We start from the raw sequence: 22,829 nt of genomic DNA, 5'->3' as shown, positions 1-22,829 counted from the left end.
CTCACGCCACCTCGCCCTGTTCACGGCGGAGCGGGACCGCGGCCGGGCGGGGACGCCTGGCGCCTCCGGCCCGCGCGCGCAGCGCCGGTGTGCCGGTGTGCGGCCGGGCGAAGGAGTTGAGGAGGTCGGCGGCGGTGGCCGCGGCGTCGCCTTCGGCGCGTACGGCGCGGCCGAGTTCGCGGGCTGCGGTCACGATGCGGGGGTCGAGCAGGCGTTGCATGGCGGAGCGCAGGTTGTCGGTGGTGAGCTGGTGCAGGGGCAGGTGGATGCCCGCGCCGCGGCGTTGGACGAGTTCGCCCCACATCGGCTGGTCGAGCATTCCGGAGGCGATCAGGGCGGGCAGTCCTGCCCGCGCGGCGGCGCCGGTGGTGCCGGAGCCGCCGTGGTGGACGGCGAAGCGGCAGCGCGGGAGCAGGGCTGTGAGGTCGGCGCTGTCGACCACGCGGATCCGGGCGGGGTCGGTGACGGGGTGGGCGGGCAGTGCGGCCCAGCCGGAGGTGATGACGGCCCGCAGTCCCAGGTCGCCGGTGGCCTTGTCGATCAAGGCGACCATGGCGGCGGGGTCGGCGACGGGCGTGCTGCCGAACCCGAAGTAGGCGGGGGTGTCACCGGCGTCCAGCCATGAGGCCAGGTCGGGGTCGAGGCCGTGCTCGGCGATACCGCGCCGGTCCTGGCCCTGGGGCTCCAGCCAGCCCGCGAACGGCCGCTGCTCCGGCAGCCAGCCGGTGCCCGGGACCAGTTCCCGGCTGTAGCCCTGGATTTCCAGTGCGCCCAGCAGCCGGGCCCGCCGCTGGGTCGACAGCTGCGTCGGGGCCAGCCCCAGGGCCTCCCGCAGCCGGTTGACCCCCTCCCGGCGCGCCTGCCACGCGGCTTGTTCATACGCCACGTGCGTCTGCCGGTTGGCTCCGGGGACCGTGGACGCCTTGCTGGTCACGAAGGGGTTGGGCACCACGTCGTTGGGCCGCACCGGGAACAGCTGGAGCAGCGAAAGCGGGATACCCCGGGCCTCGGCGATCACCGTGGCCATGTCCTCGGTGAGCGACCCGGACACGATGAGGTCGGCCCCCTGGCTCATCGCGTACAGCGTCCGGGCGATCTCCCCGATGTGCGCGGCCATCACCGAACGCAGCCCGGCCAGGAACTCCTCGCTGTCCGCGGAGGTGACCCAGCTCCGGCCGGCATCCGGCGCGCCCAGGTACTCCCGCCAGTCCACAGGCAGCTCGACCACCTCCAGCCCGGCGGCCCGGGCCATGTCCGCTGAGCCCACCGGCACCGCGAGCACCGGCCGGTGGCCACGGCGCTCCAGCTCCCGGCCCAGAACGACCAGCGGCTGAACATCCCCACGGGTGCCGTGGGTCATCAAAGCGATACGCAGAGACTGCATGTCGGGAACTCCATCCTTGCGGGCGATCATGCCCGACACACGGCCGCGCCCCGCAATCCGGTTCGACACCGCACGGTGGTATAGACCACATGGCCGGAAGGGAACCGAACGCCGCGTAGCCCGCGTCCGGCGCGATCCGTGCTCCGGCGCGATCCCGCTCGGACGTCAGGCGGACCGTCGCGCGAGGTCCTCCAGAACGGCGACGGCCCGGGCGGCGCTCTCGTACGGCACGAAGAGGTGGTCGTGGTGGAAGCCGGCGACCACATTGCAGCTCAGGCCGGCGTCGGCGAGTTCCCTGGCGAAGGCGGCGGTGAGGCCGACCGCCTCCAGGGCGGAGTGGACGCGCAGCGTGATCCAGCCCGCCGCGTAGTCGTAGGGGAGTCCCGCCGCGTCGGCCTCCTCCTGCCGAAGGACCAGGGTGAGGCCCTCCTCTTCGGCGACCGTGGCGACGGGGGTGACGCCGGGCGGGATGCCGCCCTGGGCGGTGGTGAACACGTAGCGGCCCGGGTTCAGCTGCGGGCGCATACCGCTCAGGAGCTTGCGCAGATCGCTCTCACCAGTCATGAGCGGCAGATTACGCGGGCTTCTCCCAGACCGAGATGTGCCGGCCGCTCTCGTTGGTGAAGGGCGCCCGTGTCCAGCCCTCCCATCGCTCGCGCAGCCGGAGCCCGGCGAGCTGGGCCATGAGGTCGAGCTCGGCGGGCCACACGTAGCGGAAGGGGATGGATCTGTACTCGCCACGGCCGTCGTCGATCGTGACGTAGTTCGAGCTCATCGTCTGGGTGGCGACGTCGTAGATGTCGAACGCCCACCGCGTCGGGCTCACGTGGAACGGCACGGCGTTCTGCCCGGCGGGGAGCTTGCGCAGCTCCGGGACCATGACCTCGATGACGAAGCAGCCTCCGGGTTCGAGGTGGGCGGCGACGTTGCGGAAGCAGGCCACCTGGGCGTCCTGCGTCGTCAGATTCATGATCGTGTTGAAGACCAGGTAGGAGACGGAGAACGCCCCGTCGACCCTCGTCGTCGCGAAGTCGCCGATCGTGACGCCGATGGCGTCGCCGCCCGGCTTGGCGCGCAGCCGGGCGACCATCGCCCGGGACACGTCGATGCCGTGGACCGCGACTCCGCGGCGTTGGAGGGGCAAGGCGAGGCGCCCCGTCCCGATGCCCAGTTCGAGGGCCCGGCCGCCGCCGGCCAGCCCTGCCAGGAACTCGACCGCCGGTTCCACGGCAGTCGCCGCGAACATGTCCGCCGCCGACTCGTCGTAGGCCGCGGCGACCCGCTCTCCGAAGTAGCCGTCCTCATCGTCCATCGCCGGACCGTACTGCGCGGGGCCCGTGCGACGCGCGTGCATTTCGGGCCGCCTACGCCTTAGCCTCGGCCGGTGCCACGCTGATTGACACTTGCACTTTTATTGACACCTGTCCATTATCTTGGCCATGACGTTCGAGTTCGCCACGATCGCTCCCGCCCAGGACCGCCGGGTGCGCCGCACCCGGGCCGCTCTGATGCGGGCGGCGGTCGCCCTGGTGTCCGAACGGGGTACGGCGGCCGTTCCCGTGTCCGACATCGCCGAGGCCGCGGATGTGAGCCGGCAGGTGGTGTACCAGCAGTTCGGTGACCGCGACACGCTCCTGCTCCAGGCCGCGCTCGACCTGGTCCGGGAGGAACTGCTGACGCATGTCGTGGACGACTCGCACACCCCGGCGGGACGCCCCACGGCGCTGGCGATGGCGCGGCACTTCGCGGAGCACCGGGCGTTCTACCGGGCGATTCTGACCAGTTCCAGCGCGTTCGCCCTGAACAAGTCGCTGACGGGCCTGATGCTCCCGGTCAACCGGCAGCTGATCCAGCAGGCGTCCGGCGAGCGACACGACCCGCACCTGGTGGAGGACCTCGCCACCTTCCTGACGGGCGGCGGGGCCGCGCTCGTCAACACCTGGGTGGTGGACGGCGAAGAGCCGCTCGACCCGGAGGAGTTCAGCGACCGGCTCATGCGGATGGTGTCCGTCATCACCACCGCGATGGGCCGGCCCACCACGATCACGCATGACGAGGAGTCACGCCGGTGAACCTGAGCAGTCATCTCATCCAGCGCAAGCTGAAGCTGTCCCCTCCGCTGACCCGGGACCTCGTCGTCGAGCGGGATCTGCGGGTGCCGATGCCCGACGGGGCCGAACTGCTGGCGGACAGGTGGGTGCCGAAGGCCGGGGGAGAGGGGCTGCCGGTCGCGCTGATCCGCACCCCGTACGGCCACAGCGGACTGTTCGGCATGGGCATGGCCAGACCGCTGGCCGAACGCGGGTTCCAGGTGCTGATCCAGAGCACCCGGGGCGGGTTCGGCTCCGGCGGGGTCTTCGACCCGATGCGGCAGGAGCGCGAGGACGGGCTGGCGACGCTGGACTGGCTGGTCAAGCAGCCGTGGTCCGGTGGCTCGATCGTGCTGGTCGGCCTGAGCTACATGGGGTACGCGCAGTGGGCGGTGGCCGACCGGCTGCCGCCGGAGGTCAAGGCGATGATCCCGCAGGTCACCGAGTCGGCTCTGACCCTTGAGTTCCTGCGCGCGGACGGCTTCTCGCTGGAGACGCCGTTCGGATGGGGTGTCCTGACCGGCGTCCAGGAACGTCCCTGGGCGATGCTCCGGCAGGCGGCCCAGACGAGGAGAACGCGCCGGGCTCTGCAGACGCTTCCGCTCGACCGGGCCGATGTCGCCGCCATCGGCCACCGCTCGGACTACATACAGGGCATCCTCGCGCACGACGCCGACGACCCGCACTGGGCAGGCATGGACCACCGCCACCGGGTCGCCGAGGTGACCGTGCCGGTCAGCTCGATCGGTGGCTGGTACGACATCTTCCTGCCCGGCCAGCTGCGCGACTTCCGGATCCTGCAGGAGGCGGGGCGCCGGGCCCGCCTGACCGTCGGGCCCTGGACGCACATCGAGATGAACGACAGCGGGATCCGCGAGGCCATCGAATTCGGCCTCGCCCACGCGCGCGGTGAGGAGCCGCCGCACCGCGCGCCGGTGCGGCTGTTCGTGACGGGTGAGGAAGCCTGGCGCGACTTCGAGTCCTGGCCGCCGAGCGGCGCGAAGGAGCAGAGGTTCCACCTGCGGCCCGGCGGCGCGCTGTCCACCGAACCGCCCGGCGAAGCGGCGTCCGACGGCTACCGCTACGACCCGGCGGATCCGACGCCCGCGGTCGGAGGCGTACGCATGGTCGCCGACAGCGGCCGCGTCGACAACAAGGACCTGGAGGCCCGCGCGGACGTGCTCACGTACACCACCGACGTGCTCGACCAGGACGTCGAGGTCATCGGCGAGGTCAGCGCCGAGATCTGGTTCCGCTCCAGCCTGCCCCACGCCGACGTGTTCGTCCGGCTCTGCGATGTCGACCCGCGCGGGCGGTCGTACAACGTCTGCGACGGCCTGACCAGCCTGTCCGGTGCCGACGAGACATCCCGCGCCACCGTCACGCTCTGGCCCACCGCGCACCGCTTCAAGCGCGGCCACCGCATCAGGGTCCAGGTCTCCAGCGGCGCCTTCCCGCGCTACGCCCGCAACCCCGGCACCGGCGAACCGCACGCCACCGCCACCACCCTGCGGGCCGCCGACCAGACGGTCCACCACGGCCCGGCGCAGCCCTCGGCGGTGATCCTGCCGGTCAGGGCCGCCGAATAGGCCGTGCGGCTGCCGCGCGCACGCGCGCCGCGTGCGTGGGGGCGGCCGGCACCTCGGCCGGCCGCCCGGCGGCGAATTCCTTGCGCAGCACCGGGATGACCTCCTCGCCCAGCAGGTCGAGCTGCTCCAGCACGGTCTTCAGCGGCAGCCCGGCGTGGTCCACCAGGAACAGCTGGCGCTGGTAGTGGCCGAAGGACTCGCGGAAGGTCAGGGTCTTGTCGATGACCTCCTGCGGGCTGCCCACGGTGAGCGGGGTCTGCTCGGTGAACTCCTCCAGCGAGGGCCCGTGCCCGTAGACCGGGGCGTTGTCGAAGTACGGGCGGAACTCCCGTACCGCGTCCTGGGAGTTGCGGCGCAGGAAGACCTGGCCGCCGAGCCCGACGATCGCCTGCTCGGGCGTGCCGTGGCCGTAGTGGGCGTAGCGCTGGCGGTACAGGTCGATGAGCTTCTGGAAGTGCTCCTTGGGCCAGAAGATGTTGTTGGCGAAGAATCCGTCGCCGTAGTACGCGGCCTGCTCGGCGATCTCCGGGCTGCGGATGGAGCCGTGCCAGACGAAGGGCGGTACGCCGTCCAGCGGCCGGGGTGTGGAGGTGAAGCCCTGCAGCGGGGTGCGGAAGCGGCCGGCCCAGTCGACGGTGTCGTCGCGCCAGAGCTTGTGCAGCAGCGCGTAGTTCTCGACGGCGAGCGGGATGCCCTGGCGGATGTCCTGGCCGAACCACGGGTAGACCGGGGCGGTGTTGCCGCGGCCGAGCATCAGGTCGACGCGGCCGTCGGCCAGGTGCTGGAGCATCGCGAAGTCCTCGGCGATCTTCACCGGGTCGTTCGTGGTGATCAGGGTCGTGGAGGTGGAGAGGATCAGCCGCTCGGTGCGCGCCGCGATGTGGCCGAGCATGGTGGTCGGGGAGGAGGGTACGAAGGGCGGGTTGTGGTGCTCGCCGGTCGCGAAGACGTCGAGGCCGACCTCCTCGGCCTTGAGCGCGATGGCGACCATCGCCTTGATCCGCTCGTGCTCGGTCGGCGCCCGGCCGGTGGTGGGGTCGGTGGTGACATCGCCGACGGTGAAGATCCCGAGCTGCACCGGCACCGGGTTCACCGCATCCGCATCGTTCATATTTCAACTATACGACGGGTGGGTCTTCCCGGAGAGCGGCCTCCACTGCCAGACTCCAGGCGTGCCCGACTTCGACATGCTTGTCATCGGATCCGGACCCGGCGGCCAGAAGGCCGCCATAGGCGCGGCCAAGCTCGGCCGCCGGGTCGCTGTCATCGACCGCCCCGACATGGTCGGCGGGGTCTCCATCCACACCGGAACCATCCCATCGAAGACCCTGCGCGAGGCGGTGCTCTATCTCACCGGGCTCACCCAGCGCGATCTGTACGGACAGAGCTACCGGCTGAAGGAGGACATCACCGTCGCCGACCTCACCGCCCGGACCCAGCACGTGGTCAGCCGCGAGGTCGATGTCATCCGCAACCAGCTCTCCCGCAACCATGTCTCCCTCCTCGCCGGCACCGGCCGCTTCGTCGACGACCACACCGTCGCCCTGCGGGACCTGGCCGGACACGACCGGCTGATCAGCGCCGAGCACATCGTGATCGCCACCGGCACCCGCCCGGCCCGCCCGGCGACCGTGGAGTTCGACGAGCGCACCATCATGGACTCCGACAACGTCCTCAACCTGGAGCGGGTGCCGCGCTCCATGGTCATCGTCGGCGCCGGTGTGATCGGCATGGAGTACGCCTCCATGTTCGCCGCCCTCGGCAGCAAGATCACGGTGGTCGAACAGCGCGCCGGGATGCTGGACTTCTGCGATGTCGAGGTCATCGAGTCGCTCAAGTACCACCTGCGGGACCTCGCCGTCACCTTCCGCTTCGGCGAGACCGTCGCGGCCGTCGAACGCCACCCCCGGGGCACCCTCACCGTCCTGGAGAGCGGCAAGAAGATCCCCGCCGACGCCGTCATGTACTCCGCCGGACGGCAGGGCCTCACCGACGAACTCGACCTGGACAAGGCCGGCCTGAGCGCCGACCGGCGCGGCCGCATCGAGGTGGACGAGCACTACCGCACCGCCGTCCCGCACATCTACGCGGTCGGTGACGTCATCGGCTTTCCCGCGCTCGCCGCGACCTCGATGGAGCAGGGGCGTACGGCGGCGTACCACGCCTGCGGCGAGCCGGTGAACCGGATGCACGACCTCCAGCCGATCGGCATCTACACGATCCCCGAGATCAGCTTCATAGGCCGCACCGAGGACCAGCTGACCGAGGACTGCGTGCCGTTCGAGGTCGGCATATCCCGCTACCGCGAACTGGCCAGGGGGCAGATCATCGGCGACTCGCACGGCATGCTCAAGCTGCTGGTGTCCCCGGAGGACCGCAAGCTGCTCGGCGTCCACTGCTTCGGCACCGGCGCGACCGAACTCATCCACATCGGTCACGCCGTGATGGGGTGCGGCGGCACGGTCGACTACCTGGTGGACGCGGTGTTCAACTACCCGACGCTCGCGGAGTCCTACAAGGTCGCGGCTCTCGACGCGACGAACAAGATCCGTCAGATCGATCGTATGCACGACTGAAGTCTCTTTACCAGGAAGGAAATCGGGACGGAAGTGGAATGAGGTTTTCCGGCAGAAGTTGATCAGAGCGGCTACTCTCCGGCTCACAGCGACCAGCTGGGAACGTGCGCGAGGAGGGCCGGCTGTGACAGCCGAAGAAGACGGCCGCAATGAAGACGACCTCGATGTCTTCCGGCCGGAGCGGCCGCTGCCGCTGAGCGCCGATCTGGCGCAGCGGTTATTCGAGGAGGCCTGGCCGGCGGACCCGGCGCCTCCCTACGCCGATCCGGCCGCGGACATGGACATGGACATGGACGCGGGCTCGACCCGGGTGTTCACCCCGACCCGTCCGCTGGGTCTGCTGGTGGGCACCGCGATCCTGGCGGTCTGCGGCCTGCTCGTCGTCGTGGTCATCCGCGAGTCGGCGCCGCTCGGCGGTGATTCCGCGGTGACCGGTGCCTCTCCCGCTCCGGGAGTGTCTCTGCCGGCCCTCCCCGATGGCCCGGCCGGCACTGGGTCGCCGTCAGCGACGCCCTCGGCGGCGCACCTGGAACCGGGCCTGGAAACGGCCGCCTCCCGGATCCCGGCGACCCCCGCCGCGCACCACAGCGCGGCAGGCTCGGACCAGGGGCAGGCGGACACCTCGGCGAAACCGAGTGCCACCGCGACCGCCGGCTCCGGCCACACGTCGACGTCGAAGCCCACGCCGCAGGTGACCCGCTGGTCGGTCCGGTCGGTCAACTACCCCGACCGCTACTGGTCCTACCGGGACGGCCTCGGCTATCTGGACCCGGTGAGCGGCTCGTCCTCCTCCAGGACCCGTGCGGGCGCCACCTTCACCGTCGTCGCCGGCCTGGCGGACGCGAGCTGCTACTCCTTCAAGGTCAGCGGCGGCCGCTATCTGCGGCACCGGGACTTCCGGATCCGCGCCGAGGCCTCCGACGGTTCGTCACTGTTCCGCAAGGACGCCACTTTCTGCGCGCACTGGGACTCCGGCTCCGGCACGGTGTCCTTCACCTCGTTCAACTACCCCAACCGGTATCTGCGGCACCGCAACTTCCAGCTGTGGATCGATCCGTACCAGAACAGCTCCCTCTTCCGGTCCGACAGCACCTTCAGGATCGCCTCGCCCTGGGGCTGAGGAGCCGCAGTCGGACGTCCCACGTCACCACGTCACCACGTCACCGGAAGGGCGCGCGGCGACCGGTGGATCATCGTCGGCAGCATCTCCACCGGCCCGCCGTCCGGATCCAGGCGCAGCCCGGGCAGCCGCCGGGTGAAGGTCTCCAGAGTGATGCGCAGCTGCTCCCGGGCCAGTTGGGAGCCGGGGCAGCTGTGCACACCGTGCCCGAAGGCCAGATGCCGGACCGGCTCACGGGTGATGTCGAAGACCTCCGGCCGGTCGACGGCCGCCGGGTCCCGGTTGGCGGCGCCGTACGCCACGAACAGCACCTCCCCGGCGGGGAGTTCGACGCCGGCCAGGGTGACCGGGCGGGTGGTGACCCGGCGGAAGCCCTGGACGGCGGTGTCGTAGCGGGCCGCCTCCTCGATCGCGGCGGGGATCAGCGCGGGATCCGCACACAGAAGATCCCATTGCGAACGATTCCGCAGCAGATGGTAAAGAGTGGTCGCGATCAGTGCCGTGGTGGTGAGATGGCCGGCGATCAGCAGATTCTGCAGATTCGACACCACCTCGCCACGCTGCTGCGGCGTCAGCCCCTCCTCGCCGGCGTCCGGGGCGATCGCCCGGACCATCTCCGTGCACAGATCCGCCCCGGGCTTGCGAAGGCGTTCCTGCGCGTACTCCAGGAGCAGCCACTGCAGCGCGACCATGTCCCGGGCCGCCAGAATCTGCTCCTGCACCGGCAGCGGCCGGAACAGCAACTCCTCCGCCCGGTAGCTCCCGTTGACGGCCGCCGGAACATCGGCCGGGTCCAGGCCGAGCAGGTGGCCGACGGTCTCGCCCGGCAGCCGTTTCGCGTACTGCCGCATCAGCTCGGCCCGGCCCGAGTCGGCGAAGTCGTCGACCAGGGCCTCGGCGCGCGCGGCGATGAACGGCACCGCCGCGGCGACCCGGGACGCCGACAGGCCCCGGGTGAGCGGAGCCCGTAACCGCAGGTGCTCGGCGCCGTCCGCGGTGACCACGACCGGGCCGCCGCCCGGGCCCTTGCCCAGCTCGGCCAGGGCCTCCGGGGCGGGCATGACATCGGGGGTCAGCGCGTTGGCCGAGGAGAAGTCCTCCGGTCTGCGCAGCACTTCGCGGACATCCGCCCAGCGCGCGACCAGCCGGCCGCCCAGTTCCTCCGAATAGGCCAGCCCCGGCTCGTCCCGGGCCCGCTCGTACGCCGGATACGGATCGCGCTGGAGTGCCACTAACCTGCCGTACGCGTCTTCGCCGCCCATGAGCCCGCCTCCCCTTGGCCGCCCCCGCTGGGCGCTCCGACCATGGTGCAGGACGCCGTGCGACGGTGAAAGGCCTGTGCGGACAGAGGCCCTATGCCATCAGCCCGGCGGCGACCGTCGCCCCCAGCTCCCAGCACGCCTCGATGCCGGCCTTCCCCGGCTCGCCCGTGATGGTCACCGCGGCCGCCGCCCGCTGCCAGCCGAGCCCGGTGGTGATCGACTCGATGCCCCGCACGGTCCCCGTCACATCGCTGCCGCCGTGCACGTAGTAGCCGAACGGCCTGCCGCGCGTGGCATCCAGGCAGGGGTAGTAGACCTGGTCGAAGAAGTGCTTGAGCGCGCCGGACATGTAGCCGAGATTCGCCGGGGTGCCGAGCAGATAGCCGTCGGCCGCGAGCACATCGCTCGCGGTCGCCGCGAGCGCCGGGCGGCGTACGACCTCGACTCCCTCGATCTCCTCGGTGGTCGCGCCGGAGACCACGGCCTCGAACATCGCCTGGAGGTTGGGCGACGGGGTGTGATGGACGATCAGCAAGGTGGCCACGGCCCCCGACCCTAGCCGATCCGGGCTTCCGGTTTCCGCCGCGTTTCCCGCGCGTTCCGGGACGGGCATATGGAGTCAAGAATTGGATACGGCCCTTGTGACGCCGGACGGCGGAAGCGGAACATGATCGGCACCCGCACCCGTTCCGTATTCACCGCAGGAGATCGCCTTGGCCGTTGGACTCGCCAAACCCGACCCCGGATCCGGCACGGCTCCGGCCGCCGCGGCCGAGGAACGGCAAAAGCTCCGTAAGCATTTCAGCCGCTTCGACATTCTCTTCTTCCTGCTGTGCACGATCGTCGGCGTCGACACCATCGGCACCGTCGCCTCCTCCGGCGCCGAGGCCTTCACCTGGCTGATCATCCTGGCCGCCGTCTTCTTCATCCCCTCCGCGCTGCTGATCGCGGAACTCGGCGCGGCATTCCCCGACGAGGGCGGCCCCTACATCTGGACCAGCCGCGCATTCGGCCGGCTGGCCGGAGCCGTCAACAATTTCCTGTACTGGGTGACGAATCCGGTCTGGATGGGCGGCACCCTCGCGGTTTCGGCCGTCACCGCCTTCACGACGTTCTTCAACGACGGCAAGGACCTGAGCACCCCGGCCTTCTACGTCTTCACCCTGGTATTCATCTGGGTCGGCGTGCTCGCCGCGATCCTCTCCTTCGACGTCGGGAAATGGATTCCCACGGTCGGCGCCTGGAGCCGCTTCGTCCTGCTCGGGTTCTTCACCCTCACCGTCGCCGTCTACGGCATCAAGCACGGCCTGCACGGCTTCGGCCTCGGCGACTTCTCGCCGACGTACGCCGGTTTCGTCGGCCTGGTGCCGGTGCTGATGTTCAACTACGTCGGCTTCGAGCTGCCCAACACAGCCGGCGACGAGATGACCGACGCGCAGAAGGACGTCCCGTACGCCATCTTCCGCAGCGCCGCCCTCGCCGTGTTCCTCTACGGACTGCCGATCCTCGGCATCCTGCTGGTCCTGCCCACCAAGGCGATCACCGGCCTCGGCGGCTTCATCGACGCCATCCGCCAGGTCTTCACCGTCTACGGGGGCGGGGTCGCCGCCGACGGCACGGTCACGCTCAGCGGGGCGGGCAGCGTGCTCGGTGACCTGGCGGCGGTGCTGTTCATCCTCACCGTGCTGTCCTCGGGCGTCACCTGGGTCATGGGCTCCGACCGGGCACTGGCCGTCTCCGGTTACGACGGTGCGGCGCCGCGCGGCCTCGGTGTGATCTCCGCCCGCTTCGGCACCCCCGTACGGGTCAACATCCTCACCGGCGTGGTCTCCACCGGCGTCCTCGTGCTGGCCCACCAGCTGACCGACGGCAGCGCCGCCAAGCTCTTCGGCGCGGTCCTCGGCCTGGCCGTCTCCACCACCCTGGTGAGCTACCTCGGCATCTTCCCGGCCCTGCCGGTGCTGCGGCGCAAGTACCCCGACGTCCCGCGCCCGTACAAGGCGCCGATGCCCTGGACGATCGCGATCGTGCTGACCGTCCTCATCGCGTTCGCCTCGGTGCAGCTGCTCGCGCCGGGGCTGGGGCCGGGCAGTGACTGGTTCGGCCCGGACTTCGCCCCCGACGGCTGGAGTCAGGGCGAGCGGGTGAAGTACCTCCTCACGGAGGCCGTACCGCTCACCGCGTTCATTCTCATGGGCGTCCTGTTCTGGGCGCTGGGCGCGCCCACCCGTGCGGCGGGCTCAGTGGTACCGGTGCACGACGGCGTGCCCGCGGCCGCTGGCGATGAGCCGGCGGTTGACGGGCACGGTCACGACGAAGGCGACGGCCAGACTGAGCGCGAGTGACGCCCAGAACAGCCAGCTGCCGAGCCCGGCGTCCATGGCGCCGGGCACGGTGACCACCACGGTGTTGTCGATCAGCTCCATGACGGCGATGGACACGGTGTCCGCCGCCAGAGCCACCCGTAGCGCCTGCCGCGGGCCGACGCCGGCCCGCAGGACGCCCCGCATGGTCAGCGCGTAGCCGAAGACGAAGGCCAGCGCGATCGACAGGGCGACGGTCGCCGCCGCGTGCAGCCCGAACGCGCTGCCGATGACCATGCCGAGCACCTCACCGATGGCGCAGCCGGTCAGGCAGTGCAGCGTGGCCTGCACAGCGGCGGTCCAGGACGATCCGCCGTGCTCCATGTACTGGTGCTGGTGCTCGTCGTGGTTCGAAGCCATGTCGAACGACGGTATACCCGGGAGGGGTATCCATCAACGGGGCGTTGCGGGCCGGGTGGCCCCGGCCTCAGATCCGGTCGACGATCTTCTGGAGTCGCTCGACCTCGGCGGACTGCGTTGTGATCACCCTCCGGGCGAGCTGCCTCACGGCCTCGTTCCTGCCGTTCTTGCGCACGTCCTCGGCCATGGCGATCGCGCCTTTGTGGTGGTCGATCATCATCTCGGCGAACTTCCTGTCGAACGCCGTCCCCTCGGCGGCCTTCAGCCCGGCCATGTCCGCGTCGGACATCATCCCGGAGCCGTGGCCCATGGACATCCCCGCGGACTCCGGTGCCTTCCAGGACCTCAGCCAGCCGCGCATCCTGGTGATCTCGGGTTCCTGCGCGGCCCTGATCTGCGCCGCCAGGCTCTTGACCTCGGCGTCCGAGGCCCGGGTCGCGGCGAGCCCGGCCATCTCGACGGCCTGCTGGTGGTGGGTGATCATCATCTGGGCGAACATCACGTCCGCGTCATTGAACGACGCCGCCACGCTCGAAGCGCTCGGCGAGCTGCTGGTGCTGCCGCCGACGGCGGTGTCGGTGCTGTCGCTGCTGCCACACGCGGTGAGCAGCAGCGCCCCCGCGACGACGGTGCCCGCGAGGGCGATACGAAGGTTGCTCATGGGTATGCCGTTTCCTCGTGTCTGTTCGGTCTGCGATGGGTACGGAGGCGCACCAAGGGGAGGTGCGGCGGCCGTCCTATATGCGCAGCACCGACAGACGTACGAGGTCAGGACCCTGTGGCGGCGGCTCCGGCCGGGGGATGACCAGCGCGGCGGTGGCCAGCCAGGGTGTCGCGGCCAGGCGGCGGCTGCCGAGCAGCACGCGCAGGGCGACCGCCAGCAGCAGCGACCCGAGAACGGCCACGCACATGACCGTCGGGTCGAAGCCGTGCCCCGGAGCCGGGGTGTGCGTGGCCTGGGTGTCCGCGACGTGGACCGCTGACACGGCCACGCCCCGCATGCCGCCCATGCCGCCCATGTCGTGCCCGGAGGCGTGGCCCAGCGTGTGCATTCCGAGGATCCCGAACGCGAGCAGCGCCAGTACGGCGAGGTGCCACCAGGCACCCCGGCTTCGGCTCGCGCCGTGCCGCTTCATCGCGTCCTCCCGGGACCGGACATGAGGGCCGGCCTAGGGTCTGTCCGGCGGATCTCCGCGGCGTCGCGTGCCCTGGCACCTGGGGGCACCTCCCAGCCCCCAGGGGCTGGGGGAGCTCGCGGCGTTGCCGAAACGCCCACAGGAAACCACCCTGTGGGCGCTCCGGCGCCTTGCGATCGCAGGCACCAGACCCCGCTCCTTCTTCCACGGACATCCGCCGGACAGACCCTAGTCCTGAGCGACCGTCAGCACGATCTTACCGGTGAGGTGCCCACCCTCGCTGCGCTCGTGTGCCTTGGCGGTCTCGGCGAGCGGGAACTCCGAGTCGACGGCGATGGCCAGTTTGCCGTCCTCGAAGAGGCGGGCAGCCTTGGGCAGGGCCTCGAAGCGCTGCGGGTCCGACCCGGCACCGGTCACCCGGACCCCGTACTGCCCGGCGGAGAAGTCGGCGATGGTGACCACCTTCGCCGGGTCCCCGGCGACCGCTATGAGGTCCTGGATGGAGCCCTTCCCGGCGGTGTCCAGGACGACGTCCACTCCGCCGGGGGCCAGCTCCGCCACGCGCTCCACCAGCCCGGGGCCGTACGTGGTGGGGATGACGCCCAGGGAGCGCAGATGATCGTGGTTGGCCGGGCTCGCGGTGCCGATCACGGTCACGCCGTCCGCGAGGGCGAACTGCGCCGCCGTGCTGCCCACGCCTCCCGCCGCGCCCTCGATCAGCAGCGTCTGCCCGGCGGCCGGCGACCCGAGCAGCCCCAGCGTCCGCTGCGCGGTCTCCGCGGGCACCGGCAGGGCGGCGGCCTGCGCCCAGCTCATCGAGGCGGGCTTGGCCGCGAAGTGGTCCAGCACCGCGTACTGGGCCGATGCGCCACTGCCGGAGCCGAACACCTCGTCCCCGACGCCGACGCCCTCGACGCCTTCCCCGACCTCGTCGACGACCCCGGCGGCGTCCAGCCCGGGAATCGCCGGGAAATCGACCGGCGTGAAGTCCTTCATGTAACCGGCCCGGATCTTCCAGTCGATCGGGTTCACCCCGGCCGTCCGGACCGCGATCCGCACTTCGCCGGGTCCGGCATGCGGCTCGGGGAGCTCGGTCAGGTGCAGAACGGACGGGTCACCGTACTCGTCGAACGCCAATGCGAACATCTCGACACCTCTCGAAGACACTCCATCGTGGTTCCCTCTCTGCAGAAACCAGGCCCGGCGGCGAATGATTCCGGCCGCCGCCACGACGAACGCCTCCGCCGCCGGTGATGTACCGGCGGCGGAGGCGCGTGGGGGAGCCGGGGAGAGCCGAAGGGCTCGGTCGGCTCAGTAGCCGTTGGCGGCGGCGTCCGTGGCGGCCGCACTCGGGTCGGCCGACGAGGTGTCGGACGAGGTGTCGGACGAGGTGTCGGAGGACGAACCGGCCTTGGCCTTCGCGGCGGGGATGGTCTTCCCGCGGTCGACGACGATGTCCTTCTTGATGGCGAACCACACGCCGCCGACACCCTGGCCGTTGGTCTGGCCGGCTTCCTTGTCACCCTTGAAGGTGTAGGAGGGCCAGCAGTTGTACGCCTCCTGCTTGGTGCCGTTCGGCGTGGTGAAGGTGAAGATCGTCTTCGGGTCCAGGCCCAGCGCCTCGATGTCCTTGACGCTGACCAGACCGCTCGGCGTCCACTTCTGCAGGCAGGTCGCGTCGCAGGCGGTCTTCATCGGCCACGGCTGGTCCTTGGTGAACAGGTAGAGCGTCTTGCCGTTCTTGTCCTGCAGGATCGGGCCCAGTTCCGGGCTGTCCAGCACGTTCACCGACTTGCGCGCCACGCCGGCCTTCTTGCCGTCGGCGGCGGCGGCGAACCACTTGCCGCCCACGCCCTGGCCGTTGGTCTGACCGGCCGCGGTGTCCTTGGCGTAGTAGTACAGCGGCCAGCCGCTGAGGGTCAGCTGCTTCGAGCCGTCGGCACGCGCGACCCAGCCCAGCAGGTCGGGGTTGAGGCTGTCGGACGCCGAGGCGTCATCGGCGGAGACCGGCGGCCACAGGGTGGCGCAGTCCCCTTCGCAGTTGGACTTCGACGGGCTCGGGGTGTCGGCGTCGAAGCGGTACAGGGTGTTGCCCGCGCTGTCGGTGACCAGCGGGCCCAGTTCGGAGCTCGAATCCACCGCCAGCACGCCCGCGGTCTTCAGAGCGGTGGTCGCACCAGAACTGGAGGGGCTGGCCGCCACAGACCCCGCGGCCGGCTGCACCACGGTGGTGGTCGGCTGGGTGCTGGCCCCGCAGGCTGTGGCCAGGAGCATGGTCGCGGCCACTCCGGCGAGTAGGACAGTTCGCCACTTTCCCATTATCGGTTCCTCACGTTTCGTGTCCGCACCGGCGTGCTCGACCGGCACTTGGCCCTAACTACGGGCGGAGGTGCGGACCGGTTCACTGGGAACACAAAAGTTTTTCCGGGGATCCGTGTTTGGCAGCTCGAGACGTCCGCCGGCCCAAAATGTGAAGGGAGTTGAGTAGACAAGCCGATGGGGCCGTACAGATCAACAGCGGAGTGCCGGGTACGCAGCAGGGGTGGCCATGACGATGACAGATTCCAACACGCAGGACTCCACGCGGCAGTTGATCGCCGGCCGGTACCGCCTGACGGACGTCATCCGGCAGGAGGGCACCCAGGTCGCCTGGCAGGCCGAGGACCAGGAGTTGTCCCGGCGGGTGGCGGTCACCGAACTGCGCGGCGACAAGCGGCACCCGGAGCCCACCGCCCGGCGCCGGCTGGTGGCCCGCATGCTCCGCGAGGCCGAGGTGATGGCCCTGGTCTGCCCCGGCCGTGTCCTGACCGCCCTCGACATCGTCGAGGAGGAAGGCAGGCTCTGGACGGTCACCGAGATCGTCGACGCCCGCCCGCTCGACGAGATCCTCCTCGCCGAGGGCACCCTGGACGCCGTCCACGCCGCCCGCATCGGCCTGGAACTGCTCGCCGTCCTCACGGCCGCCCACCGCGAGGGCATCACCCACGGTGACGTCAGGCCCTCGTACGTCCTCGTCCGCCCCGACGGCCAGGTGGTGCTCGGCGGCTTCGGCGTCACCGCCGCCCAGACCCCCGCCCCCTCGTACGCCTCCCCGGAGCGGGCCCGCGGCGAACTGCCCGGCCCCTCCTCCGACCTGTGGTCGCTGGGCGCGGTGCTGTACGCCATGGTCGAAGGGCGGCCCCCGTACCGCGACCGCGAGACCCCGGCCGCCACGCTCGCCGCCGTCCTCAACGAGCCCGTCGTGCCGCCCCGGCACGCCGGGCCGCTGGCCCTGGCGATCAAGGGGCTGCTCCGCAAGGACCCGCTGGAGCGCACCGACGACCCGGTTGTGCGAAGAGTCCTCAACCGCATCATCGGCGAGGCCTTCGACGGCGAGGAACCGCCCGACTTCCGCATCCCGGGCACCGGCCTCGCCCGCCGCGCCGACGACCCTCGTTCGGGCGGGCGGCACCGGCCGGCCGTGTGGCGTACGACGATCCGCGGCAGATCCGTCTCCTGGACGCCGACCACCCTGGGCGTCGTGGCGGGCGTCCTGCTGGTGGCCTCGACCGCCACGGTGGCCACCGTCGTCACCCTCGACGGCCGGTCACCCGCCGCGACCTCGGCTGCCGCGCCCGAGCCGTCCACGTCCGCCGGCTCCGGTACGCCCTCTCCCCCCGCCTCCTCGTCGCCGTCCTCGGGCGCCTCCGCGACCTCCTCCGGCGAGAAGACCGAGGTGGTCCCCAAGAACTACTCCCTGAGCGTCGATCCCGAGGGCTTCAGCATCGCCCTCCCCGACGCCTTCGGCCGCCTGGGCGACAACGGCCACGGCGCCGGCTCCCTCTTCGGCACCGCCGGCGACCCCCGCAGCCTGCTCGTGGACTGGACCCACACGCCGGGCGACGACCCGGTCGCCGCCTGGCAGAAGCTGGAGAAGCAGGTCCGCGGCAGCATCGACAACTACCACCTCATCGACATCGTTTCCGTCGACTACCGGGGCTGGAAGGCCGCCGACTGGGAGTGGACCTCCACCATCGGCGGCGTGCGCTACCGCACCATCGACCGCGGCTTCGTCGTCGACTCCAAGCACGGCTACGCGATCCGGTGGAGCGTCCCCGAGGCGGTCTGGTACTCCGAGGAGAACCAGCAGGCCCTCCGCGTCTTCCTGAGTTCCTTCAAGCCGGCGGACTGATCCGACGCTGCACCCACCCGTTCTGCTCGGCGACCGGCCGTGCAGCGGACGCCCCTTGACTGAGGGGCGCTAACTTAGACTAGCCTTACCTAAGAAGCCGCTCGGCTCCTTGATTGCCGGTGGCTGATTCCGGAGGGTGGGCGGGTGCGAACACACGGGCCGCGGGGACGGGACGTCCTGACGCGGGCGGTCGCGGGACAGCGACGGGACGTCACCGTCGGGGCGCTGCTGGGAGCGGGGCACCAGTTCGGGGAAGCACTGGTCCCGGTGCTGATCGGCATCGTGATCGACCAGGCGGTCGCCAAGGGCGACACGGGCGCGCTGGTGCGCTGGCTGGCGGTGCTCGCGGTGGTCTACGTATGCCTGTCGTACAGCTTCCGCTTCGGCGCCCGGGCCGGCGAACGGGCCGCAGAACAAGCCGCGCACCTGCTGCGGGTGGAACTCGTACAGCGCGTGCTGGACCCGCGCGGCGGGGTGGAGCGGGGACGACTGCCTGGCGCGCTGGCCAATATCGCCACCGACGACGCCAAGCGAGTCGGAGCGGTCAACATGGCTGTGATGACCGGCACTTCGGCGCTCACCGGTCTGCTGGTCAGCGCGGTGGCGCTGCTGTGGATCTCCGTGCCGCTGGGCCTGGTGGTGCTGCTGGGCACCCCCGTCCTGCTGTGGCTCGGGCACCTGCTGAGCAAGCCGCTGGAGCGACGCAGCGAGGCCGAGCAGGAGCAGGCGGCGTACGCCTCCGGGGTCGCCGCCGACCTGGTGTCCGGACTGCGCGTGCTGAAGGGAATCGGCGCGCAGGCGGCGGCGGTCGAGCGCTACCGGCGCACCAGCCGCGACTCCCTGACCGCCACCCTGCGCGCCGCGCGGGCCGAGGCCTGGCAGGGCGGCGTCGTACTCGCCCTGACCGGCGGCTTCATCGCGCTGGTCGCGCTGGTCGGCGGACGGCTCGCCGCCGGGGGTGACATCACACTTGGTCAGCTGGTGTCGGCCGTCGGGCTGGCGCTGTTCCTCCTCGGACCGCTGGAGGTGTTCGCCTGGGTCAACTCCGAGTTCGCCCAGGGGCGGGCATCGGCGGCCCGGATCGCCGAAGTGCTCGCCGCCGAACCGGACGTGACGGCGGGCGACACCCCGCTGCCCGGCCCGGTACGCGGCTCCCTGCGGCTGCGCGGGGTCAGCCTCGGCGCGCTGCGCGGCCTCGACCTCACAGTCGAGCCCGCACAGCTCCTCGGCGTGGCCACCACCGACCCGGCCGCCGCCGAGGACCTGCTGCGCTGCCTCGGCCGCACCGACGACCCGGACGAGGGCACCGTGGAACTCGACGGGGTGCCGCTGCCAGAGCTCGATCTGGCCGGACTGCGCACCGCCCTGCTGGTCACCGCTCACGACGCCGCCCTGTTCGAGGGCACCCTCGCCGACAACGTCGGCCCCGGTGACGACGCCCGCCCCGCCATGGCAGCCGCCGGCGCCGACGAGGTCGCCCGCGCCCTCCCGCTCGGCGCCGACACCGGCATCGGCGAGTCCGGCCGCTTCCTGTCCGGCGGCCAGCGCCAGCGGGTCGTCCTCGCCCGCGCCCTGCACGCCGGGCGGCCGGTGCTCGTGGTGCACGACCCGACCACCGCCGTCGACACCGTCACCGAGGCCCGGATAGCCGCCGGCATCCGCGCCTTCCGCCACGGCCGCACCACGGTCCTGGTCACCAACAGCCCCACCCTGCTCGCCGTCACCGACCGCGTCGTACTCCTGGACGGCGGGCGGGTCACCGCCGACGGCCCGCACAGCGACCTCGTCCGCGACGAAGCGGCCTACCGGACGGCGGTACTGGCATGAGCGGTATCACCGGCACGACCGGCACGACGGATGACGCGCGCGAACTGCTGCCCACCGCCACCACCGCCCGCACCCGGGCCGCCGTCCGTGAACTGCTGCGCCCGCAGCGGGGACTGGCCTTCGCCGGGTTCGGCGTCATGGTCGTGGCCACCGTCGTCGGACTGCTCACGCAGCCGCTGCTGGGCCGCATCATCGACCTGGTCACCGAACACCGCCCGGCCGGTGACCTCACCGCCCCCGTGGTGCTGCTCGCCGTGGTCGCCGCCGCCCAGGGCATCACCAGCGCCTTCGGGATGTCACTGGTCTCCCGCCTCGGCGAGACCGTCCTCGCCGACCTCCGCGAACGGTTCGTCGAACGAGCCCTGTCCCTGCCGCTCGACAGGCTGGAGAAGGCCGGCTCCGGCGACCTCACCGCCCGCGTCACCCGCGATGTGTCCCGCGTCGCGGAAGCGGTGCGCACCGCGCTCCCGGAGCTGGCGCGTTCAGCGCTGTCCATAGTCCTCACACTCGGCGCGCTGGCCCTCCTGGACTGGCGGTTCCTCCTCGCGGCCCTGATCGCGATGCCCGTCCAGGCCCACACCGCCCGCTGGTACGTCACCAACGCCACCCCGCTCTACGCGAAGGAGCGCATCGCCACCGGCGCCCAGCAGCAGCAACTGCTCGACACCATCGGCGGAGCCGGCACCGTACGGGCACACCGGCTGGAGGCCGAGCACACCGGGCGGGTCACCGAACGCTCCCGGGCGGCCGTCGCCCTGACGATGCGCGGCGTGCGGCTGGTGCTGGCCTTCTACGCCCGGCTGCACGTGGCCGAGTACCTGGGGCTGGCGGCGGTCCTGGCGGTGGGCTTCCTCCTCGTACGCGGCGGATCGGCGTCCATCGGCACCGCGACGGCCGCCGCGCTGTACTTCCACAGCCTGTTCGGGCCGGTCAACACCGCGCTGGTGCTGCTGGACGACGCCCAGTCGGCCTCGGCGGGGCTCGCCCGGCTGATCGGCGTCGTGGACGAACCCCCGGAGCCGGCGGTGTCGGCGGAGGGAGCCGCGCAGGAGCCCGGGACCGACCCGACCGTGACCGTCAGCGGCGTCGGACACGCCTACGTACCCGGCCGCCCGGTGCTGCACGACGTGGATCTGGTCCTGCGGCCGAAGGAGCGGGTTGCCCTCGTCGGAGCCAGCGGCGCCGGCAAGACGACGCTCGCCAAGCTCATCGCCGGGATCCATCCCCCGACGTCCGGCCGCATCGAGGTCGGAGGCGGGGTGGCCCTGATCACCCAGGAGGTCCACGTCTTCGCCGGGCCGCTCGACGGCGACCTGCGCCTCGCCCGCCCCGACGCCACCGACGAGGAACTGCGCGAGGCCCTGGAACGGGTCGGCGCCCTCGGCTGGGCCGAGGCACTGCCCGAGGGCCTCGGCACGGTCGTCGGCGACGGCGGCCACCGCCTCACCCCCGACCGCGCCCAGCAACTCGCCCTCGCCCGGCTGGTCCTGGCCGATCCGCCGATCGCCGTCCTCGACGAGGCCACCGCCGAGGCGGGCAGCTCCGGGGCCCGCGCCCTGGAACAGGCCGCCGAGCGCGCCCTGGAGGGCCGCACCGCGCTGGTGGTCGCCCACCGCCTCAGCCAGGCGGCCGCCGCCGACCGGATCGTCGTCATGGAGGACGGCCGGATCGCGGAGAGCGGCACGCACGACGAACTCCGTGCCGCCGGGGGGACGTACGCCGCCCTGTGGCGGGCCTGGTCTCGCAACCGCGACGACGGCCACTGACAGCCGCCCTGACCCAGCGACCTGACACCAGTAACTCCGAACAGAGAGATTCCGCGATGTCCCACGCCCACAGAGCCCGCCGTCTGGCCGGGCTGCTCGCCGGAGTACTGCTGCTCGTCGGCACCGCCGCCGCCTGCGGCGACTCCGGGTCCGACACCGTCGCAGGCACCGGCTCCGGCTCCGGCTCCGGCAAGTCCTCCGCGAGCAGCGACGCCTTCCCCGTCACCATCAAGAACAAGTTCGGCAGCACCACGATCAAGTCCGAGCCGAAGCGCATCGTCACCATCGGCCTCACCGACCAGGACGCCGTGCTCGCCCTCGGCAAGGTCCCGGTCGCCACGACGGAGTGGCTCGGCGGCTACAAGGGCGCCATCGGCCCCTGGGCGCAGGACAAGCTGGGCAGCTCGGCCGCGCCGACCGTCCTGAAGGACACCGGCACCGGACCGCAGGTCGAGAAGATCGCCGCGCTCAAGCCCGACCTGATCCTGGCGCTCTACTCCGGCCTGACGAAGGCCCAGTACCAGACGCTGTCGAAGTTCGCCCCGGTCGTGGCCCAGCCCAAGGAGTACAACGACTACGGCATCCCGTGGCAGCAGCAGACCGAGACCATCGGCAAGGCGCTGGGCAAGGCGGACGAGGCGAAGACGCTGGTCGACGGCGTCGAGGCCAAGTTCACCGCGGCGAAGGCGAAATACCCGGTGTTCGCCGAGTCCTCGGCGGTCATGGCCACCCCCTACGAGGGCACCTTCGTCTACGGCAGCCAGGACCCCCGCTCCCGGCTGCTGACCGACCTCGGCTTCTCCCTGCCGTCCGGCCTGGACAAGGTGATCGGCGACAGCTTCGGCGCCAACATCAGCAGCGAGCGCACCGATCTCCTCGACCAGGACGTGGCCGTGTGGATCGTGCCGGACACCACCACGGCCGTCACCAAGCTGCACGCCAACAAGCTCTACGGCGACCTGAACGTGGTCAAGCAGGGCTGCGAGGTCTTCATCCCGGAGACCAGCGACTACGGCAACGCCGTATCGCTGTCGACCGTCCTGAGTATCCCGTACGTCCTCGACCGCCTCGTCCCGCAGCTCGCGGCGGCGGTGGACGGAAAGACCGCGACGAAGGTCGAGCAGCCCGCGTCCTGACGCGGGCCCGGGAGTCGGGAAACGCCTGTGGGGGCCGGCTTTGCCGGCC

At 71.3% G+C, this 22,829-nt stretch carries 20 protein-coding genes; 9 read left to right on the top strand and 11 right to left on the bottom strand.

Annotated elements, in window-relative coordinates; translation table 11 throughout:
- Position 1 precedes the first annotated feature (1 nt).
- The 3 genes from OG607_RS05035 to OG607_RS05025 form a co-directional block, all read right to left on the bottom strand.
- Positions 2 to 1,384: a glycosyltransferase gene (locus tag OG607_RS05035; RefSeq protein WP_405719302.1), complete on the bottom strand. Its 1,383-nt coding sequence runs from the start codon at positions 1,382 to 1,384 to the stop codon at positions 2 to 4.
- 165 nt (positions 1,385 to 1,549) lie between these two features.
- The gene (locus OG607_RS05030) at positions 1,550 to 1,948 is read right to left on the bottom strand and encodes an ACT domain-containing protein (protein ID WP_405719300.1); all 399 of its coding nucleotides are present in this window, start codon (positions 1,946 to 1,948) and stop codon (positions 1,550 to 1,552) included.
- Between the two features lie 10 nt (positions 1,949 to 1,958).
- Complete coding sequence (locus tag OG607_RS05025; protein WP_405719298.1) at positions 1,959 to 2,696, bottom strand: class I SAM-dependent DNA methyltransferase; 738 nt, start codon at positions 2,694 to 2,696, stop codon at positions 1,959 to 1,961.
- 127 nt (positions 2,697 to 2,823) lie between these two features.
- Here OG607_RS05025 and OG607_RS05020 point away from each other — a divergent pair, with 127 nt between their 5' ends.
- On the top strand, positions 2,824 to 3,456 hold the full coding sequence (locus OG607_RS05020; RefSeq protein ID WP_405719295.1) for a TetR/AcrR family transcriptional regulator: 633 nt from the start codon (positions 2,824 to 2,826) through the stop codon (positions 3,454 to 3,456).
- Positions 3,453 to 5,063 carry a CocE/NonD family hydrolase gene (locus OG607_RS05015; RefSeq protein ID WP_405719293.1) on the top strand — a complete coding sequence of 537 codons (1,611 nt, stop codon included), beginning with the start codon at positions 3,453 to 3,455 and terminating at the stop codon, positions 5,061 to 5,063. The genes OG607_RS05020 and OG607_RS05015 overlap by 4 nt, the downstream gene beginning before the upstream one ends.
- Here OG607_RS05015 and OG607_RS05010 read toward each other — a convergent pair.
- Positions 5,047 to 6,141, bottom strand: a complete 1,095-nt coding sequence (locus OG607_RS05010) for an LLM class flavin-dependent oxidoreductase (RefSeq protein WP_405736565.1) — start codon at positions 6,139 to 6,141, stop codon at positions 5,047 to 5,049. The two genes, OG607_RS05015 and OG607_RS05010, sit on opposite strands and share 17 nt — an antisense overlap.
- A gap of 94 nt (positions 6,142 to 6,235) precedes the next feature.
- Between OG607_RS05010 and sthA the strand changes: the two genes are divergently transcribed.
- Together sthA and OG607_RS05000 are read left to right on the top strand one after the other, a co-directional pair.
- Positions 6,236 to 7,639 carry a Si-specific NAD(P)(+) transhydrogenase gene (gene sthA / locus OG607_RS05005; protein ID WP_405719290.1) on the top strand — a complete coding sequence of 468 codons (1,404 nt, stop codon included), beginning with the start codon at positions 6,236 to 6,238 and terminating at the stop codon, positions 7,637 to 7,639.
- A 124-nt stretch (positions 7,640 to 7,763) separates the two neighbouring features.
- Positions 7,764 to 8,759, top strand: a complete 996-nt coding sequence (locus OG607_RS05000) for an AbfB domain-containing protein (protein ID WP_405719287.1) — start codon at positions 7,764 to 7,766, stop codon at positions 8,757 to 8,759.
- Positions 8,760 to 8,791: 32 nt separating this feature from the next.
- Here the strand turns inward: OG607_RS05000 and OG607_RS04995 are convergent, their stop codons facing one another.
- Positions 8,792 to 10,021 carry a cytochrome P450 gene (locus tag OG607_RS04995; protein ID WP_405719284.1) on the bottom strand — a complete coding sequence of 410 codons (1,230 nt, stop codon included), beginning with the start codon at positions 10,019 to 10,021 and terminating at the stop codon, positions 8,792 to 8,794.
- 91 nt (positions 10,022 to 10,112) lie between these two features.
- Positions 10,113 to 10,565: a flavodoxin family protein gene (locus OG607_RS04990; protein ID WP_405719281.1), complete on the bottom strand. Its 453-nt coding sequence runs from the start codon at positions 10,563 to 10,565 to the stop codon at positions 10,113 to 10,115.
- A gap of 169 nt (positions 10,566 to 10,734) precedes the next feature.
- Here OG607_RS04990 and OG607_RS04985 point away from each other — a divergent pair, with 169 nt between their 5' ends.
- Positions 10,735 to 12,366 carry an APC family permease gene (locus OG607_RS04985; RefSeq protein WP_405719278.1) on the top strand — a complete coding sequence of 544 codons (1,632 nt, stop codon included), beginning with the start codon at positions 10,735 to 10,737 and terminating at the stop codon, positions 12,364 to 12,366.
- Here the strand turns inward: OG607_RS04985 and OG607_RS04980 are convergent.
- The 5 genes from OG607_RS04980 to OG607_RS04960 form a co-directional block, all read right to left on the bottom strand.
- On the bottom strand, positions 12,262 to 12,744 hold the full coding sequence (locus tag OG607_RS04980) for a DUF4396 domain-containing protein (RefSeq protein WP_405719275.1): 483 nt from the start codon (positions 12,742 to 12,744) through the stop codon (positions 12,262 to 12,264). The genes OG607_RS04985 and OG607_RS04980 overlap by 105 nt on opposite strands.
- A 67-nt stretch (positions 12,745 to 12,811) precedes the next feature.
- Positions 12,812 to 13,405 carry a DUF305 domain-containing protein gene (locus OG607_RS04975; protein WP_405719272.1) on the bottom strand — a complete coding sequence of 198 codons (594 nt, stop codon included), beginning with the start codon at positions 13,403 to 13,405 and terminating at the stop codon, positions 12,812 to 12,814.
- A gap of 76 nt (positions 13,406 to 13,481) precedes the next feature.
- Complete coding sequence (locus OG607_RS04970; protein WP_405719269.1) at positions 13,482 to 13,880, bottom strand: DUF6153 family protein; 399 nt, start codon at positions 13,878 to 13,880, stop codon at positions 13,482 to 13,484.
- 228 nt (positions 13,881 to 14,108) lie between these two features.
- Positions 14,109 to 15,026: an NADP-dependent oxidoreductase gene (locus tag OG607_RS04965; protein WP_405719266.1), complete on the bottom strand. Its 918-nt coding sequence runs from the start codon at positions 15,024 to 15,026 to the stop codon at positions 14,109 to 14,111.
- Positions 15,027 to 15,191: 165 nt separating this feature from the next.
- Entirely contained in the window at positions 15,192 to 16,199 is a 1,008-nt protein-coding gene (locus OG607_RS04960; protein ID WP_405719263.1) for an SCO0930 family lipoprotein, read from the bottom strand.
- Between the two features lie 229 nt (positions 16,200 to 16,428).
- Here OG607_RS04960 and OG607_RS04955 point away from each other — a divergent pair, with 229 nt between their 5' ends.
- From OG607_RS04955 to OG607_RS04940, 4 genes are all read left to right on the top strand, one after another.
- Positions 16,429 to 18,051 (top strand): serine/threonine-protein kinase, encoded by a 1,623-nt coding sequence (locus OG607_RS04955; protein WP_405719260.1) that lies wholly within the window; start codon positions 16,429 to 16,431, stop codon positions 18,049 to 18,051.
- A gap of 144 nt (positions 18,052 to 18,195) precedes the next feature.
- Complete coding sequence (locus OG607_RS04950) at positions 18,196 to 19,878, top strand: ABC transporter ATP-binding protein (RefSeq protein WP_405719258.1); 1,683 nt, start codon at positions 18,196 to 18,198, stop codon at positions 19,876 to 19,878.
- Positions 19,875 to 21,644 carry an ABC transporter ATP-binding protein gene (locus OG607_RS04945; protein WP_405719255.1) on the top strand — a complete coding sequence of 590 codons (1,770 nt, stop codon included), beginning with the start codon at positions 19,875 to 19,877 and terminating at the stop codon, positions 21,642 to 21,644. The genes OG607_RS04950 and OG607_RS04945 overlap by 4 nt, the downstream gene beginning before the upstream one ends.
- Positions 21,645 to 21,700: 56 nt before the next feature.
- Positions 21,701 to 22,780, top strand: coding sequence for an iron-siderophore ABC transporter substrate-binding protein (locus OG607_RS04940; protein WP_405719252.1), 1,080 nt, complete (start codon positions 21,701 to 21,703; stop codon positions 22,778 to 22,780).
- Positions 22,781 to 22,829: the final 49 nt, after the last annotated feature.

The organism is Streptomyces sp. NBC_01537, from assembly GCF_045040445.1.
Lineage (GTDB): Bacteria > Actinomycetota > Actinomycetes > Streptomycetales > Streptomycetaceae > Actinacidiphila.
Note: the sequence above shows the minus strand (reverse complement) of the source record. Positions and strands in the feature narration are given on the sequence as shown.

Bases quoted from the DNA above. Each gene is read 5' to 3' on its own strand.
- OG607_RS04960 (WP_405719263.1), bottom strand. From the start codon at position 16,199: ATGGGAAAGTGGCGAACTGTCCTACTCGCCGGAGTGGCCGCGACCATG.
- OG607_RS04980 (WP_405719275.1), bottom strand. From the start codon at position 12,744: ATGGCTTCGAACCACGACGAGCACCAGCACCAGTACATGGAGCACGGC.
- OG607_RS04940 (WP_405719252.1), top strand. From the start codon at position 21,701: ATGTCCCACGCCCACAGAGCCCGCCGTCTGGCCGGGCTGCTCGCCGGA.
- OG607_RS05020 (WP_405719295.1), top strand. From the start codon at position 2,824: ATGACGTTCGAGTTCGCCACGATCGCTCCCGCCCAGGACCGCCGGGTG.
- OG607_RS05030 (WP_405719300.1), bottom strand. From the start codon at position 1,948: ATGACTGGTGAGAGCGATCTGCGCAAGCTCCTGAGCGGTATGCGCCCG.
- OG607_RS04995 (WP_405719284.1), bottom strand. From the start codon at position 10,021: ATGGGCGGCGAAGACGCGTACGGCAGGTTAGTGGCACTCCAGCGCGAT.
- OG607_RS05025 (WP_405719298.1), bottom strand. From the start codon at position 2,696: ATGGACGATGAGGACGGCTACTTCGGAGAGCGGGTCGCCGCGGCCTAC.
- OG607_RS04975 (WP_405719272.1), bottom strand. From the start codon at position 13,405: ATGAGCAACCTTCGTATCGCCCTCGCGGGCACCGTCGTCGCGGGGGCG.
- OG607_RS04955 (WP_405719260.1), top strand. From the start codon at position 16,429: ATGACGATGACAGATTCCAACACGCAGGACTCCACGCGGCAGTTGATC.
- OG607_RS04965 (WP_405719266.1), bottom strand. From the start codon at position 15,026: ATGTTCGCATTGGCGTTCGACGAGTACGGTGACCCGTCCGTTCTGCAC.
- OG607_RS04970 (WP_405719269.1), bottom strand. From the start codon at position 13,880: ATGAAGCGGCACGGCGCGAGCCGAAGCCGGGGTGCCTGGTGGCACCTC.
- OG607_RS05035 (WP_405719302.1), bottom strand. From the start codon at position 1,384: ATGCAGTCTCTGCGTATCGCTTTGATGACCCACGGCACCCGTGGGGAT.
- OG607_RS04945 (WP_405719255.1), top strand. From the start codon at position 19,875: ATGAGCGGTATCACCGGCACGACCGGCACGACGGATGACGCGCGCGAA.